We start from the raw sequence: 14,917 nt of genomic DNA, 5'->3' as shown, positions 1-14,917 counted from the left end.
ACCATTTTTGAAAGTGGAAATATTTCACTACTTTCTTTTACTAAAAACCTATTGAATTGTCGGGTTTCTGGATTTTTGCAAAGTCCTTTTTTAAGTCGTAAAGAAATTTTTTTTTATCAGAAATTCCGTCTTTGTCGCGGTAAAATTTTAGATTTTCGCTGAGTAAAACTTCAAAGTGTTTGAGGTCGCAATGATTAAAACCCAACTCAAAAAGCAAACTATCTTTTGAAAGAATGGTTTTATGGAAGTCTGAATTATTGTCAACTTGTGCAAAAGCAGAAAAAGTTGTCAGGAAAAACAAAAGTGGTACTAATTGTTTTTTCATTTTGTAGATGTCGTTCAATTTTGCGGTGTCGTTTATAAATTACCGTTAATGTCAGTTTGTCTATATACCTAATGCAAGTCGCTGAGAAATTCGTAATTGATATTTTTCAAAGATAGGATTCCGATAACAAAAACTACAAATCGAGGTTTTTAGACAGTTTGACATTTGGCGGCCTGGGGATGTGGCGGAGTAAAGGCGCCTAAACTTTCGGTTAATCACTGACTTTACAAGTACTAAACCACCTTTAAATTAAGTCCAAAACTCGCCATTTTTGTATACTGCGGTTAGCTAAGAATTTCTAGTTATTAGCACTAATTTTCTGGATCTCCTTTAACAGTAGTCTTGCTTGAAGTTTCAACTCAAATTGAGACATTACAATTCTTGAGAGTTGCCTAAGTATGGCTGATTCTTGGGCATTCATACTTCTGGGCTCTATATCAATTATACACACTGTGCCCAAATTATAACCATCAGAAGATCGTAACGGAGCAGCCGCGTAAAATTGTAATCCCATTATACCAGCAACTAATGGATTTGCAAGTGTTCGAGGATCTTTTCGAGCATCTTCGACGATATAAATATCTGGAGACATAATTGCTGAACTACACAAACCAGAATTTCTTGGTATTTCCTCTACATCAAGTCCGTAGGATGATTTAAACCAAATTCTGTCAGTATCAACAAGAGTAATTATTGCAATTGGCACATTAAATATTTCCGTTGCCAATGACGTTATTTCGTCAAAATAACCATCTGGGGGAGTGTCAAGAATTTCATACTTATATAAACTCTCTAGTCTTTTATTTTCTAATCTTGGTTCCATATTCAAAGTTAATGAAATTTTATTTAAAATGTTTCTCAAAATCTTTGCTAACAAATTCAAGCTTGTTAAAGGAGGCGATTTCTACCACTAATGTTGCAGCTTAGAACCAATGTTTGATTGACCACATATGTGTCTGCGGAGCACTGAACCGACACTTTTGCCAAAACGTTGTTAGTGCTATGCTCCTTTATTTTCTGTCCGTTAGCAACATTTTTTATCTTGCTGAATTGAAGGACAAGCAACACTTCCATAACTGCAATATACACAGCAGTCACCTTGTTTTGGTTTAAGAACTTGTTTGCAATTTTCGCATTCGTAAAAATATTGGCAAGCGTCTGTCGGCATTGTTTCTTCTTTCTTGTGTCCGCAGTTTGGGCAAGTGATTGTTGATTGTAATATGACTTCCATTTTAATTATATTTTTTGTCGGTTACAGCATATCCTATTGTGTTAATTGCTATTTCAATTTCGGAAATGTTGGTTTTGGACTCGTCAAACTCTACAACTACTTTTCCATTTTCGTATGATGCGTTTGAACTTATTATCTCTGCCAATTTTTCCATTTTGTGGCTAAGGTGTACTTCGCAGCTTGCACATGTCATTCCGCTAATTGCAAATTCCACTTTTTGAATCTTGGATTTGTCAACAACGATGATTTGCTTTTCTGTCTTTGGGTAGAAAATACTTGAATAGTATGGAAAAGCAAGCATAACGATTGCTAATGTTGTAACACTACCTAAAACCATTTTTGACTGAATGAATTTTGGTTTTTCTTCTTTGTCGCAGTTGCAGTCAATTAGTTTTTTTGTTTTTAATTTTTGATACCAAGCAAAACCAAGCACTAAAAATGTCAAGCCGATAAAATACGGTCTGAAAGGTTCGAGCCAATAAAAGGTGGAAGCAAGTCCGCTCGTTCCTGCAATAAGAGCCAAGACAGGTGTAATGCAACAAAGTGAAGCTGTAATAGCTGTCAATAGCCCTGCCCCAATTAGTTTGTTGTCGGTTTTCATATTGTTTCCAAGATTTTATTTTCGTCAAGTATTTTAAAAAATGGTTTCAACATTATTTCATATTCATTTGTCAAGGAGTAAAAAATGGTTTGCGCTTCTCTTTCGGTTTCAATTAGTTTTCGGTCTTTTAGTTTTCGCAAGTGTTGAGAAACTGCCGAAATTGTCATACCAAGAATGTCGCTGATGTCGCAAACACAAAGTCGTTTTTCTTCATAAATCAGAAAGAGAATTTTCAGCCTTACCTTGTTACCCGCTAATTCCAGTCCGTTCGATAAATAGTCAAACGAGCCGTTGAGTTCTGAAACTCGGCCTTTACAACGGTTTATTTGTTTAACGTCCGCTTGTTGTCTTATGCAAGAATTATTGTTCATAAGTCAAAGATAGTCTATTTGTTTATTTAAGCAATTACTAAAGTACATAATTTAAAAAAAATCCAACTTGTCTGTCGTTTTGTCTCGTTATAGCCTTGCCACAACTTTTTGCTCCCTGTGGCTAATGGAAAGAATTTGTTCCATAGTAGCGAAACGGAGTTAAGGAAATAGAAGTTCCTGAAACTGAAAACGTAGTAATTGCGATTATTAGCTGTTAAGAGATGGTTTAGTTTATTTCAACTTTATTTTTTTTGGATTTTGTCTAATTGAGAAATATGAAAAAATTTCAATTTTATTGTTTTTAACGCTGTAATACAATGTATTGTGTGATTGAATTACATCTCTACGAAGCTCTTTTTTTACATCTGAAAATTGAAAAAAATCAGCATTTTTAGCAATCAAGGTTACTATTTCCTCCATATTTACATCGAAATTTCGCAGTTCTTTCTGTCCTATTTTCTTTTAAATATCTATTGTATTTTCTATTTCTTTTAGAGCAAAATCTGTTCTAGTCTGTCCTGGCTTTTGAATAGCACCTGCAGTAATAACAACAATATCGGTCTCTTTGCACCCTTTAAAACCCGCAGCATATATTTTTGTAAGCTGAGCAAAGCTTAGTATATGATTCAAATGAATACACTCGTCTTTGGCTAGTAACTCATTTTTGTTGATTAAAAGAATTTCGCGGGCTTAACCACTAATCATTAACGAAAAAGCGAAGGTATTCCTTACATTGCCAGCGACAATTATTGCTATTTTTGGTTTTAGAGATTTCATCTGTTTCTAATTATTTTTTTTTAACAGTCAGACCGGTAAATGGAAACCCTATAATCATCTGTTGTTTGTTAAAAAGATATTCTCAATGTAATTCATAGTATTAATTTGTAAGTATAATTTAAAATAGCAAATTCAACAATAAAGTTACATAACAAACTGTATATCAAATTTATAATGGTTATCTTTTAACTTTCATTATTTCTAATTACTCCCTCTTCATTTTACTTATTATTTGCGTTATTGCATCTTAATCGAAGTGCTTTTACTATAACTAACATTGAGCTATAGCACATGGCAGTCGCTAAAACGGATGCTGTCTTTTCGACATTTATTCACAACGAATAAGCTAATTATATCTTGGTTTTTCAGGTGCTTCCCATTTTTCTGAAATTAAATTTCAGGATAATAAATCCAATCGATCCCGCTATAATGGAGCCTATGAATATTCCGATTTTAGAATCATTAATAAGGGCTTCATCAGCATACGCTAAATTGGTAATAAATAAGGACATGGTAAATCCTATTCCAGCCAATAAACCTACTCCAACTATTTGTGTCCAACTCACTCCAGTAGGTAATTTAGCCCATCCCAAACGAACACTTAGCCAAGAAAACAAACTCACACCTGCTACTTTTCCTAGCAATAAACCGAGTCCTACACCTAAGGTTACTTTGTCCAGAAAATTAAATTCATTTCCAGCAATGACAATTGATGCATTGGCAAGTGCGAATATTGGCATCACCAGATTGGCAGTAAAATTACTCAGTGAATTTTCTAAACTCTGAACAGGCGATTGTACTTTTTTTACACTCTCTGTGATGGAGTCAACTGCTGAGATCTGTTCTTTTCCCAGCAAAACTTTTGAATCAACCAATTTGGCATTTTCGAATTTTATTAAACTGGATTTGGTTTGCTCAATAAAATCCTCTGTTTTAATTTTTCGCCTCCCTGGAATTGTTATAGCTACGAGCACACCGGCTACCGTTGGATGAACACCAGATTTCAGAAAGCAAAACCATACAAACAAGCCAACGAAGAGATATAGAGAAACAATCCGCAGTTCAAAATAATTGAAGATAAGTAATATTACAAACAAACCGGCTGCTGCCTGGAGATACACCCATTGGATATCGTTGCTATAAAAAAAGGCAATAATCAGTATTGCTCCGATATCATCTACGATTGCAAGGGCAGTTAGAAATACTTTTAGTCCTAACGGCACTTTGGAACCCAAAAGACTTAAAATACCCAAACTAAAAGCAATATCCGTGGCCATGGGGATACCCCAACCATGGGCTATTTCAGAATTTCCTACTACTAGTACAAAAAGTAGGGCAGGCACTAGCATTCCACCAATAGCAGCACTCAAAGGCATCACAACATCCTTTATTGTTGACAATTCCCCGGCCATTACTTCGCGTTTTATCTCTAAGCCGACCACAAAAAAGAATAAAGCCATGAGGCCATCATTTACCCACAGTAGCAAAGGTTCTGATATCCGAAATGCTCCATGCCCAATCGTTAACTCTTTATCCCAAATACCGAAATATACATCAGCATAGGATGAATTACTCCATACCATAGCTATAATTGCTGCAATGAGTAGTAATATCCCTGTCGATGATTGTCTTTTCAAGAATCGGTCGAAGGGACTCAAAATTGTTTTTGCTATTTCTGCTGTTTGCTCCTTTATCATTTGCTATTATTTTAAAACTCATCAATTCCATTCATTCCAACGAATCCACTGATTTTTTCTTAGTGCGCTGAATCGTTCAATTTTAATTTTACTTTTTTTAATAATGGCCATGCAATTTTCGCTTCGGGAGCAATTGTTAGAAAAATTTCTAGCAAATGATGAAGTTCATTTTGCATCAAGCGGTCTTCTTTACCATAATCCCAAATTGGGTAAATCGTTTCAGTAAATATTTGATCAAAAGTAAGTTCTTTTACAATAATTACTACTTGCGATTCTTTATCCTTAATTGTATTTTCTGGATAAAAATGCAATCTGTACGTATACAATTGGAATAATGCTCTCATGCTTTCTATTGCCGTTCCAGGATCATTAATTCCCGGGCTCAGTGCCTTAAGAGCTATTTCGGTCAATTGGCGGAAGCCAAAAAAGAAATTCTCTTTTATGGATTCACTGCCTTCTATGTACACCTCTTTTCCTATTGCTTTTAGTATATCGCTAGCTAATTTCTTATTCACTTTCATAACTGGTCCCCCAACTAAAACATAGCTACCAGGAGATTGCATCAATTGTAAAACACAGTCATTTTCGTGACAAATACGCATTAAAACTGCATTATCAAAACCCTGATAAATACCAGATTTAGCAGCTATAATCAGGCAATAGCTTTCAAATGAAGGAATTTCAGGAGGCGCTTGCTCTAAGGTACAAGCATGCTTTAACGAAGTCATAGTCTCTTCTAAAACCCGCTGTATGATTACCTCATACTTTACAGATTGAGTTATGAAATGCAAAAAATAGATGAAAATAAAAATATCAAAAATAGTAAGCGCTATCAGCAAATAAGTACTTAGTGCAGGAATCTGAACGCCTTTATCTATGTCTCTTATTGTGCTTAAAAGTAATAATGAATAGATGATTGTGCCCACATAAATGCCTAGTACCAACTGTTGGAAACGGCTACCAATAAGCCTATCTAAAATCCGGTTGCTTAACTGAGAAGCAGTCTGATTCAGAACAATCATTACCATAGAAAAGCTGAACACGGTCAACGTAATAATTCCAGAAGTAATAGAAGAGATAATACTACGTGCCGTAGTAGCGTCGCGTAATCTGAGGACTTGCAAATGAGATTTTATTTGCATACCCATTTCTGAAAAATCGAATGAAATGCTGAATATTGAAAGTGCCAAGAATGCCAAAACAATAATTGCGGGATAAAAAGCAATACTGTTCATAATTTTGCTTTGGTAGTACTTAAGCCATAATCTGATATTTATTCCCATCACATTTGTTTTAATAAAAGTCTTTTTGCTTAAAATTGAGTAGCCGAAAATTTTTATTTACTCCATTGCTACATCAAACCCATAATATTATCATATATTTTATTACTCTAAATCTTAACAAATAGAGGATTGTTACGATAGGCTAGTTAGCATAACAAAGTAGAAAAAATGCTGACTAGTTGTGTTACACAATTACCAATAATAGTTTCATAATTCTCACACTAGAATAGATACAGTGGATATGAAACCAATATATAAGAGGATTGCCGCTTTTTCGTTTTCGACTGTCGTTAATTGGAATAGATAGAAATGAGAAACATAAACTAGCTTTTTTTTTGAACTGCTTTTGGGGCGTACTCTACCTACGCTTATTTTTTTTGGGGAATCTTGCTTTATTTTTTACTACCTATTAATTTTCTTTCCAATGCAAAAACCATTTTTCTCCTGCAAACACCAAAATAATTCCGATTGCAGCAATAATAACTACAAAAATGTCAGAACTTAATTTAATCCATAGAAAAGCAATTAATACAATTAAATCAAGTAATAATGCAGCTATCAATAGTACCCCATTGGCATTTACCTCTTTTCTTAAATGTTTAAAAACACCCCAATGAACAATCATGTCCATTATTAGATAGAAAATTGCTCCAATTGAAGCAATTCGCGATAAGTCAAAGAAAATGGTTAAGGTAATGGCAATCACAACTACATAGAGTAGCATATGCTTTTGTATGCTTCCTGACATACCAAAATGGTTATGAGGTATAAGCTCCATGTCCGTTAGCATAGCGGTCATACGCGACACAGCAAAAATACTGGCAATTACTCCTGAAATTGTAGCCACAATTGCTATTCCAACTGTAAAATAGAGTCCATAATTTCCAAAAGCAGGTCTTGCAGCTTCTGCCAAAGAGTAATCTTTTGCCTTGACTATTTCAGTAATTGTCAGACTTGCATTTACGGAAATGGCCACTAAAAAATAGACTACTGTACAAATGAGCAATGAAATAATAATTGACCTGCCCACATTTTTATGCGGTTTGGTGATTTCTCCCCCACTATTGGTAATCGTTGTAAATCCTTTGTAGGCCAATATTGAAAGTGCAATAGCACCAATATAACTTGCAGCCGAATAATTTTTTACTGCATCAGACGAAGGCATGACGTCACTTAAAGTAAAATCGGCAACCCATAAACCTCCAATAGCAAACACAATTATGCCTACTATTTTTATAAATGCCATGAATTGAGAAGTTTTTCCGATAATCTTATTTCCCGATACATTAATAATATAGGCAAGTATCAAAAGGGAGACGCCTAAAGCTGGCACCCACAAAGAATTCTTGCCTACATCAAAAAGCTGCAAAGTATAAGCCCCAAAGGTTCTTGCCACTAAGCTTTCATTTATAATCATAGAAAGTGCCATGAGAACAGAAGCTGCTGCGGTTATTGTTGTTTTGCCGTAGGCTTTCATTAATATCATAGCGATACCTCCTGCAGAAGGATAAGCATTAGACACTTTAATATAAGAATAGGCACTAAAACCTGATATAATAGCTCCAATAATAAAAATATAGGGAAACCATGTTCCTGACAGTTCAGCTACTTGACCTAACAGTGCAAAAATCCCCGCGCCAATCATCACTCCTGTTCCAAGTGCCACAGCTCCTTTAAGAGTCAAACTTTCTTTTTTGTAATTGTCCATTGTAGTTTTGTATCTAAATATCGATTTTTATCTGCATGTACCCCTAACCTCAGCTTGTAAAAAAACTTCCATTTTGTTTCAAACAAATACACTGAAAACAATTGCTTAAAAACAGTAGATTTCATATATAAAAATACATCTAAGAGATTTAACATTTTTTAGTTGTTTTTTATCATAGAATGTACAGTGCATCCGACATTTCATAACTTTTATTTTAATACATGCCAAAAATGATTTTGGAAATTGCAAATCAAAAGGCATTATATAGCGTTATGTCTAATTATTTATTAGATTTTTTGCTTCAATAAAAATTTGTTTTACATCTGGGTATTTTTCCATTATTTTTTTTTCTAGCCGATGTACTGCCAACATGATTTGTTCGTTGCTGATTTCTTTTTTAAAATTCACATCCAATGCAAGGAGTACTTCTTCAGAACCCATTTGCATGGTAAGTGGTTTAGCTAATTTAAGCACATCATCGTCGCTATTTACAATTTCATAAATACCCTTTACTTTTCCCTTATAAGTACTTTCCCCAATTAAAAGATTTCTGCTTTCTTTAATTAATATTATGGCAACAATTGCAAGCAATAAGCCTATAAAAATGGAAGCAACACCATCTATAATGGGAAGCTGGTAGTAATTAGTTAAAAAAATTCCGCAGAAAGCAATCAATAATCCTGCAAGAGCAGCACCGTCTTCGTAAATAATTACAAATAAAGAAGGATCTTTGCTATCGCTGAGATTGCTCCAGAAATTTTTTCTTCCTTGTCTTTGAATAAATTTTCGAATAGCTATTATAAATGATGTTCCCTCAAAAAGTGCTGCACAAACGAGAACAATATAATTCCATGTTGGATCATTTAATGGTTCAGGATGATTAATATGGTTAATACCTTCATATACTGACATGCCACCTCCAATACCGAATATAAGCACTGAAACTATTAGTGTCCAGAAATAAAGCTCCTGCCCGTATCCGAAAGGATGTGTATCGTCAGGTAACTTTTTACTCTTATTTATTCCTAAAAGCAACAGCAGTTGGTTTATTGAATCCACAGTACTATGAATGCCTTCAGAAAGCATCGACGAACTTCCTGTAAACGCTGCAGCAATAAATTTAATGATGGCTATTCCAATATTTGCACTTAACGCAAAATAAATAGCTATTTTAGATTTTACTTTCATTGTAAATTAATTTGTAAAGTTTCAGAAATTAAACTGAAAAAAAATATACTTCCATCCATTCTCAAATAGTTGTTTCAACAAGAATAGCTGTAGTCTTTATTGATGGTTTTTCTATTTCGTTTTTTGATAAACTATCTTTAAGATCACCGTATTTTATTATTTATAATACTTTCATATCAGTTGAGTTTTAATTTAATTATTGATTAAGCATACTGTTTATTTTTTAGTATTTCTCCATGACTGCCATGCACCAGACGACCAAAGTGCCCAAGCGATGAGAACCGGCTGAAAGAAAAGTCGAATTAATCTGGCACTATCAGAATTTAAAGCTCCAAAAGCATCTTTTCCATCAAAGTATTGGGCTAAATTTCCTGGGAAAACCAGGATAAAGAATAGAGCTAAAGCCCATCCAAAATTCACTCGTTGCTTTTTCCACAATAGTAATGTCAGACCTAATGCTATTTCAACAACACCTGATACTACTACCACTAAATCTTTGCTCAATGGAACCCAATCAGGAACTTGAGCCTGGAAATCGATTCTATTAAAAGTAAGATGACTAAATCCGGCATAGACCATAAATAGAGCTAATAGGATTCTGAAAATATTTTGGGTTAGAGATGTGTTTACTTCTTTTTTCAAAACTTTATTTTATACATTAACAATTAAAAGGGATTTGATAGATTGCTTTCATACATTGGAATTTTCATAAACATGGCCCTTAGTTTACTTCTTTCGTGGCTGCATTCTTAATCAATTGCTATAGCATTTTGATCGCCGATCTTATTTCTTCTTCGTTTTCCATTTCATCGAGTGAGCGGGTTGTATAGTGAATTTGCATGCTGGGCTTGCCCACTTCGTTGCTAAGCGTACTTTTAATTACAACGCTGTCAGTCATCCAAACGGTATAAAAACTAAGATCGCCGTCCGATACAGCTTGTCCCGGGTTTGCCTTATCGTTCGCCGTGTCATTTGAAATCCATCTTTCCTTCTGCTTGGTGGGAGTACCTTATTTTTCGGTGATTAAGTCTGAAAATGCATTATAAGTCAGCACATAGCGCTCGGGGTTATTGTACTTTCTGGCAAAAATATAAACCGTTTCAATCAATTTACTTTGCCCATTGAATACATAAAGAATCTTGACATCTTTGCCACCGAGAACATCGCTATATAGCAGTTCAACTCTATCCTTTCTAGTAACATATTTTGCCTTTTCTTCAGTCAAGACTTTTTCAAATGAATCCCCCCAAGTAAATCCTCTGAAATCATTTTGTTGTTTTTGACCAGAGCCTATTCCTTGCACAAGAAGAACCAGATGACATAATATTAAAGCTCTCATAATGTTGGTATTAAAGTAATTTATCTACTCTTATTCTATAAAGTTTAAAAAATAGTATTGCATTAATTATTGCAATTGCCTGCTATGTATTTTGGAATAAAAAATCAGGAAGTTTGTACGTTTATTAGTTAGCCTACTTATTCAATTCCATTTGGGAGAGTTTTTGCCCGCCTTTAATTCCAAAGTCCAAAGTCCGAATTGGAAAAGGAATAGTAATCTCTTGCTCATCAAATGCTTTCTTAATCGCTTTGATGGCATTGCTTCTCATCGTCAAGTAGCCGGGTTGGTCAGGATATTGGATCCAAAATCGAATATTAAAATTGATCGAACTAGAGTCGAATTCAGAATAGTCAAAAACAATCATGTCCTTATCGATTACCCCTTCCAAATTTTTAATTGTGCTCAGTACTACATCTTCAACTTTATCAAGATCATCTGCGTAAGATACTCCTACAACTAAATCAACACGCCTTTTTTCTAAGACAGAAAAATTGTAAAATGGGTTCTGTAAAAAGTCTTTATTTGGAATGTAAACTTCTTGGCCTTGAAAAGTCTCAATAACCGTATCCCGCAAGTTAGTTTTAGTTACTTTGCCCATAATATCATTGGTTTGAATTATGTCTTCTAATTTAAAAGGTCTTTTAAAGGCAAGTATAATTCCAGAAACAAAATTTGCAGCTATATCCTGAAAAGCAAAACCCAATGCCAAGCCTATCACACCAATTCCTGCAAGTATTGAAGTTAAAGCCTTATTTAGCCCGAGCACGCCAAGCATAATAAATATACCAATGCTCAGGATTGCTCCATAAATTATAGTGGAGAATAAATGCCCCAATGCTTCGTTATTTGATGCTTTGTAGAAAAGTTTTTTAAACAATTTACTTCCAAATTTGGCAAGCACAAGAAAGATAATCAATAACAACAAGGTCACTACCATATTGGGAAGCATGTTGATGAAGGTATCAAGCCAACCTTCTAACTTTTGTACTACCGTTTGTACTGGTTTCGCTACTTGCTCTTGTATGTCCTGTATCATTATGCTTTTATAAATTTACTTTTATTTAGTATAAGGAACTATTCCTTTACTGTGTTGAGAGTATTTCCAAAAACATCTATACACATTCCCCGATGGCAGTATCATTTTCCTCTTTTACCCTAAAGGGCTTCATAATAACTTACCATCCCATTACCTTCTGATAAAACTCAACTGCTTTATTAATATCTGGAACTGTAATTCCAATATGCGAAAATGATCTTGGGTATGTTTCTCTCTGTGCCATAATGTATAGTTTTTTTAAAATAATTGACCGTATTATTTGAGTCTACAGCTTTTTATCAAGAACGAACAGCTTTTTCTATAGGAACTTCCCCGCTTAGAATTTCAAAAATTTGTTTCTGTTTGACGTCCTCTTCTAAGGCTTCCACCAATGTTTTAGCCACATCTGCTCTTGAAATGCTTCCTTCAATTTTTAGTTTTTCTTTAAGCTTAATTTTACCTGTTCCATCTTCATCTGTCAAATGACCAGGTCTTACAATACTGTAATTCAAGCCACTTGAACGCAGATGGTCGTCAGCATTTTGCTTTGCTCTCAAATAATCTTCAAGATCATTACTTACCGAGGGGTTGTCTGCTCCCATGGAGCTTAACATCACAAACTTTTCGATTCCTGCGTCTTTAGCCGCATCAATCAGACTTTTTGCTCCTTCCTGATCTACACCTATGATATTTTTACCTTTTGATCCTGCCGCAAAAATTACTTTATCGGCATTTTTTACCGCATGGCTTAAATCTACTTCTAAATCGGCAAGCACCGTCGATACGCCTTGCTTTTCAAAACGGTCTTTTTGCTCTTGTTTTCTGACCATCGCAATAGGTTGATAGGTCTCTGATGCTTTTAATAAATTAATGATAATTCTTCCTGTGGTTCCATTTGCTCCTGCCACTAATACATTTTTTCTTTCACTCATGATTTTTTATTTTTTCTTTTAATTAAATAAGATACTCATTATCTACATTTTGAGAGACTTAAGAAAGCGTTATAATAACCTTTCCTTGTGCTCGTCCGGTAGCTAGATATTGATAGGCCTCGATACCTTTTTCGAAAGTATATATGAGATCTACTATTGGTTTTATAGCGCCATCTTCAACCATACTTTTAATGTCTTTGAGCTGCTTTGCATCAGGTTGCATCCAGGTAAGTTTATAAACTGCTGATTTCTCTTCAATCAATTTAGATAGTTTTTCAGGAAGCTTATAATCGGTCATGCCCATTTGCTTGGCAGTTTCTTCATCAGGCGGACCTACTATGGACGTCACTTTTCCACCTTCTTTAATAATTTCAAAAGCATCGAAGGTGTAATCACCTCCCAAAGTGTCGAAAACGATGTCTAAATTAGTAGCGACTTCTTTATAATCCTCCGTTTTGTAATCAATCACACGATCAGCTCCCAAGGCTTTAACCCAATCTACATTTTTGGTACTGGTCGTAGTATAAACAATAGCGCCTTTTGCCTTGGCATACTGGATAGCAAAACTTCCTACACCGCCTGAACCAGCGTGGATAAGAATTCTGTCGCCCTCTTTTATACCAACGCGTTCCAAAGCCTGAATTGCAGTAAGTCCTATTAAAGGTAAGCCGGCCGCCTCTTCAAAGGAAATATTCGCAGGCTTTTTAGCGACTAAATCACTTGTAACGGCTACATAGTCCGTTATAGTGCCCATTTGTTCTTGTGGCACTCTGGTATAGACCTCATCGCCAATTTTGAAAGCACTGACATCAGTTCCTAGTTCAACAATTACGCCACTCAAATCAAAACCGATGGTAGTCGGTAAGTCTAAATGCATCATTTCTTTTAGTTTTCCTTCGGCCAATTTATAATCAATCGGATTTAGAGAAACTGCTTTGACTTCTACCAGAATGTCGTTTGGCTTCACCGATGGTTTTTCGATTTCACCAATGGCTAAACTGTCTTTTAAGTCACCGTATTTTACTATTTGTAAAGCTTTCATATGAGTTGTGTTTTAATTTAATTTTAGAGTACGCATGGTATTTATTTCTTAGAATTTCTCCATGACTGCCATGCACCAGTCGACCAAAGTGTCCAAGCGATGAGCACAGGTTGAAAGAAAAGGCGAATTAATCGGGATCGATCAGAGTTTAAAGTGCCAAAAGCATCTTTCTCACCAAGGTATTGGGCTACATTACCCGGGAAAACAAGGACAAAGAATAGGGCTAATGACCATCCAATATTTACGCGTTGCTTTTTCCAAAACAGTAAAATCAGTCCTAATGCGATTTCAACAATACCTGATAGTAGTACCACCAAATCTTTGCTCAATGGAACCCAATCAGGAACTTGTGCCTGGAAATCAATTCGATAAAAAGTAAGATGACTACATCCGGCAAAGACCATAGAAAGAGCCAATACTATTCTAAAAATATTTTGCGTTAGAGAGGTTTTTACATTACTCTTCATCTATTTAAATTATATTTTGCATAAGTACTTTTATTCATAAATTACTGAATCTCTAATTCTGATAATTCAATATCGAAGTCCCAGCGCTAGGTTTTACTAAAAGAAAGCGTAGCTTACTGCTGCTGTTCTGTTGGCATGATGTAGACATCATTTATATTCACGCGGCTCGGTTGCGTTAGTGCGTAATAAATAGCCTCTGCAATATCCTCTGGTTCTAGCATCGTCATTTTCTGCATTTCTGATAGTTTGTCTAAAATATCTTCGTCTGTTATGGTATTCATTAAGTCTGTTGCCACAGCCCCGGGCTCAATAGAGGTAACACATATACCATACTTTGGAGCTAACTCCTGTCGTAAGCCTTCCGAAAACATTTTCACCGCTGCCTTTGTGGCGCAGTAGACTGCACCACCCGGGAAATATCGATAGGCTGCTGTAGATGAAATATTGATTATATGCCCTTGTTTGTTTTTAATAAGGGTAGGAAGAACAGCAGCTACACCATTCAACACTCCTTTAATATTAACATCCACCATTTTTTCCCACTCATCGGTCTTCAACTTCTTCACAAAAGACAAGGGCATCAAACCTGCATTATTAATTATTATATGTACAGTACCATACTCCTCGAGTGTTTTAGCTACTAATTTTTCCATGTCTGCCTTCTTTGTAACATCAGCAATGACTACTAACGCCTTGCCTCCTTTGTCCTCGATGGTCTTCTTAAGCTCGTTCAATTTATCTTTACTGCGTGCGGAAAGCACTACTGTGGCACCCTTCATTGATAATTTTAAGGCCGTTGCTTCTCCGATTCCACTTGAGGCTCCAGTTATTATTATTATTTTATCTTTAATATCCATTTTATTATTAATTTTAGTTTGATAATTTATATTCGGTTCAAAATACATTTTACTTCAACAATG

The 14,917-nt window shown here is 35.1% G+C and carries 17 protein-coding genes and 1 pseudogene; all 18 read right to left on the bottom strand.

Annotated features, from left to right (window positions below):
• Nucleotides 1-40: 40 nt before the first annotated feature.
• The 18 genes and pseudogenes from E0F76_RS19665 to E0F76_RS09590 all read right to left on the bottom strand — a co-directional run bounded on the left by E0F76_RS19665 (nt 41) and on the right by E0F76_RS09590 (nt 14,854).
• The gene (locus E0F76_RS19665) at nt 41-325 is read right to left on the bottom strand and encodes a hypothetical protein (protein WP_246022028.1); all 285 of its coding nucleotides are present in this window, start codon (nt 323-325) and stop codon (nt 41-43) included.
• Between the two features lie 298 nt (nt 326-623).
• Nucleotides 624-1,148 (bottom strand): GAF domain-containing protein, encoded by a 525-nt coding sequence (locus E0F76_RS09670; protein WP_132004858.1) that lies wholly within the window; start codon nt 1,146-1,148, stop codon nt 624-626.
• 201 nt (nt 1,149-1,349) lie between these two features.
• Nucleotides 1,350-1,556, bottom strand: a complete 207-nt coding sequence (locus tag E0F76_RS09665; RefSeq protein WP_132004855.1) for a GDCCVxC domain-containing (seleno)protein — start codon at nt 1,554-1,556, stop codon at nt 1,350-1,352.
• Nucleotide 1,557: 1 nt separating this feature from the next.
• Nucleotides 1,558-2,157, bottom strand: a complete 600-nt coding sequence (gene merTP / locus E0F76_RS09660) for a mercuric transport protein MerTP (protein ID WP_132004851.1) — start codon at nt 2,155-2,157, stop codon at nt 1,558-1,560.
• Nucleotides 2,154-2,528 carry an ArsR/SmtB family transcription factor gene (locus E0F76_RS09655; RefSeq protein WP_132004848.1) on the bottom strand — a complete coding sequence of 125 codons (375 nt, stop codon included), beginning with the start codon at nt 2,526-2,528 and terminating at the stop codon, nt 2,154-2,156. Before E0F76_RS09655 ends, merTP begins: the two co-directional genes overlap by 4 nt.
• A 462-nt stretch (nt 2,529-2,990) precedes the next feature.
• On the bottom strand, nt 2,991-3,209 hold the full coding sequence (locus tag E0F76_RS20025) for a lactate/malate family dehydrogenase (protein ID WP_132005425.1): 219 nt from the start codon (nt 3,207-3,209) through the stop codon (nt 2,991-2,993).
• Nucleotides 3,210-3,670: 461 nt separating this feature from the next.
• Nucleotides 3,671-5,002: a Na+/H+ antiporter NhaA gene (nhaA, locus tag E0F76_RS09645; protein ID WP_132004845.1), complete on the bottom strand. Its 1,332-nt coding sequence runs from the start codon at nt 5,000-5,002 to the stop codon at nt 3,671-3,673.
• Nucleotides 5,003-5,061: 59 nt separating this feature from the next.
• On the bottom strand, nt 5,062-6,237 hold the full coding sequence (locus tag E0F76_RS09640; RefSeq protein ID WP_220398912.1) for a DUF2254 domain-containing protein: 1,176 nt from the start codon (nt 6,235-6,237) through the stop codon (nt 5,062-5,064).
• Nucleotides 6,238-6,694: 457 nt separating this feature from the next.
• Nucleotides 6,695-7,993 (bottom strand): APC family permease, encoded by a 1,299-nt coding sequence (locus E0F76_RS09635; protein ID WP_132004839.1) that lies wholly within the window; start codon nt 7,991-7,993, stop codon nt 6,695-6,697.
• A 276-nt stretch (nt 7,994-8,269) separates the two neighbouring features.
• Nucleotides 8,270-9,181, bottom strand: coding sequence for a cation diffusion facilitator family transporter (locus E0F76_RS09630; RefSeq protein ID WP_132004836.1), 912 nt, complete (start codon nt 9,179-9,181; stop codon nt 8,270-8,272).
• A gap of 216 nt (nt 9,182-9,397) precedes the next feature.
• Nucleotides 9,398-9,823 carry a DoxX family protein gene (locus E0F76_RS09625; protein ID WP_132004833.1) on the bottom strand — a complete coding sequence of 142 codons (426 nt, stop codon included), beginning with the start codon at nt 9,821-9,823 and terminating at the stop codon, nt 9,398-9,400.
• 367 nt (nt 9,824-10,190) lie between these two features.
• Entirely contained in the window at nt 10,191-10,520 is a 330-nt protein-coding gene (locus E0F76_RS09620; protein ID WP_132004830.1) for a hypothetical protein, read from the bottom strand.
• Nucleotides 10,521-10,653: 133 nt separating this feature from the next.
• Complete coding sequence (locus E0F76_RS09615) at nt 10,654-11,556, bottom strand: mechanosensitive ion channel family protein (protein WP_132004827.1); 903 nt, start codon at nt 11,554-11,556, stop codon at nt 10,654-10,656.
• Between the two features lie 62 nt (nt 11,557-11,618).
• A pseudogene (locus E0F76_RS20020) lies at nt 11,619-11,800 on the bottom strand (VOC family protein); the annotation flags it as partial.
• A 55-nt stretch (nt 11,801-11,855) separates the two neighbouring features.
• On the bottom strand, nt 11,856-12,488 hold the full coding sequence (locus E0F76_RS09605; protein WP_132004824.1) for an SDR family oxidoreductase: 633 nt from the start codon (nt 12,486-12,488) through the stop codon (nt 11,856-11,858).
• Nucleotides 12,489-12,546: 58 nt separating this feature from the next.
• Entirely contained in the window at nt 12,547-13,530 is a 984-nt protein-coding gene (locus tag E0F76_RS09600; protein ID WP_132004821.1) for an NADP-dependent oxidoreductase, read from the bottom strand.
• Between the two features lie 41 nt (nt 13,531-13,571).
• Nucleotides 13,572-13,997, bottom strand: a complete 426-nt coding sequence (locus E0F76_RS09595) for a DoxX family protein (RefSeq protein ID WP_132004818.1) — start codon at nt 13,995-13,997, stop codon at nt 13,572-13,574.
• A gap of 113 nt (nt 13,998-14,110) precedes the next feature.
• Nucleotides 14,111-14,854 carry an SDR family oxidoreductase gene (locus tag E0F76_RS09590; RefSeq protein ID WP_132004815.1) on the bottom strand — a complete coding sequence of 248 codons (744 nt, stop codon included), beginning with the start codon at nt 14,852-14,854 and terminating at the stop codon, nt 14,111-14,113.
• Nucleotides 14,855-14,917: the final 63 nt, after the last annotated feature.

It is taken from the genome of Flavobacterium cellulosilyticum (genome assembly GCF_004349355.1).
Lineage (GTDB): Bacteria > Bacteroidota > Bacteroidia > Flavobacteriales > Flavobacteriaceae > Flavobacterium > Flavobacterium cellulosilyticum.
This window is presented reverse-complemented; position numbering and strand designations above follow the sequence as displayed.

What these genes read in the sequence shown, in the direction of transcription:
- E0F76_RS09635 (WP_132004839.1), bottom strand. Translation starts at nt 7,993, where the DNA reads ATGGACAATTACAAAAAAGAAAGTTTGACTCTTAAAGGAGCTGTGGCA.
- E0F76_RS09670 (WP_132004858.1), bottom strand. Translation starts at nt 1,148, where the DNA reads ATGGAACCAAGATTAGAAAATAAAAGACTAGAGAGTTTATATAAGTAT.
- E0F76_RS09620 (WP_132004830.1), bottom strand. Translation starts at nt 10,520, where the DNA reads ATGAGAGCTTTAATATTATGTCATCTGGTTCTTCTTGTGCAAGGAATA.
- E0F76_RS09595 (WP_132004818.1), bottom strand. Translation starts at nt 13,997, where the DNA reads ATGAAGAGTAATGTAAAAACCTCTCTAACGCAAAATATTTTTAGAATA.
- E0F76_RS19665 (WP_246022028.1), bottom strand. Translation starts at nt 325, where the DNA reads ATGAAAAAACAATTAGTACCACTTTTGTTTTTCCTGACAACTTTTTCT.
- E0F76_RS09630 (WP_132004836.1), bottom strand. Translation starts at nt 9,181, where the DNA reads ATGAAAGTAAAATCTAAAATAGCTATTTATTTTGCGTTAAGTGCAAAT.
- nhaA (WP_132004845.1), bottom strand. Translation starts at nt 5,002, where the DNA reads ATGATAAAGGAGCAAACAGCAGAAATAGCAAAAACAATTTTGAGTCCC.
- E0F76_RS09665 (WP_132004855.1), bottom strand. Translation starts at nt 1,556, where the DNA reads ATGGAAGTCATATTACAATCAACAATCACTTGCCCAAACTGCGGACAC.
- E0F76_RS09655 (WP_132004848.1), bottom strand. Translation starts at nt 2,528, where the DNA reads ATGAACAATAATTCTTGCATAAGACAACAAGCGGACGTTAAACAAATA.
- E0F76_RS09640 (WP_220398912.1), bottom strand. Translation starts at nt 6,237, where the DNA reads ATGAACAGTATTGCTTTTTATCCCGCAATTATTGTTTTGGCATTCTTG.
- merTP (WP_132004851.1), bottom strand. Translation starts at nt 2,157, where the DNA reads ATGAAAACCGACAACAAACTAATTGGGGCAGGGCTATTGACAGCTATT.
- E0F76_RS09605 (WP_132004824.1), bottom strand. Translation starts at nt 12,488, where the DNA reads ATGAGTGAAAGAAAAAATGTATTAGTGGCAGGAGCAAATGGAACCACA.
- E0F76_RS09615 (WP_132004827.1), bottom strand. Translation starts at nt 11,556, where the DNA reads ATGATACAGGACATACAAGAGCAAGTAGCGAAACCAGTACAAACGGTA.
- E0F76_RS09600 (WP_132004821.1), bottom strand. Translation starts at nt 13,530, where the DNA reads ATGAAAGCTTTACAAATAGTAAAATACGGTGACTTAAAAGACAGTTTA.
- E0F76_RS09590 (WP_132004815.1), bottom strand. Translation starts at nt 14,854, where the DNA reads ATGGATATTAAAGATAAAATAATAATAATAACTGGAGCCTCAAGTGGA.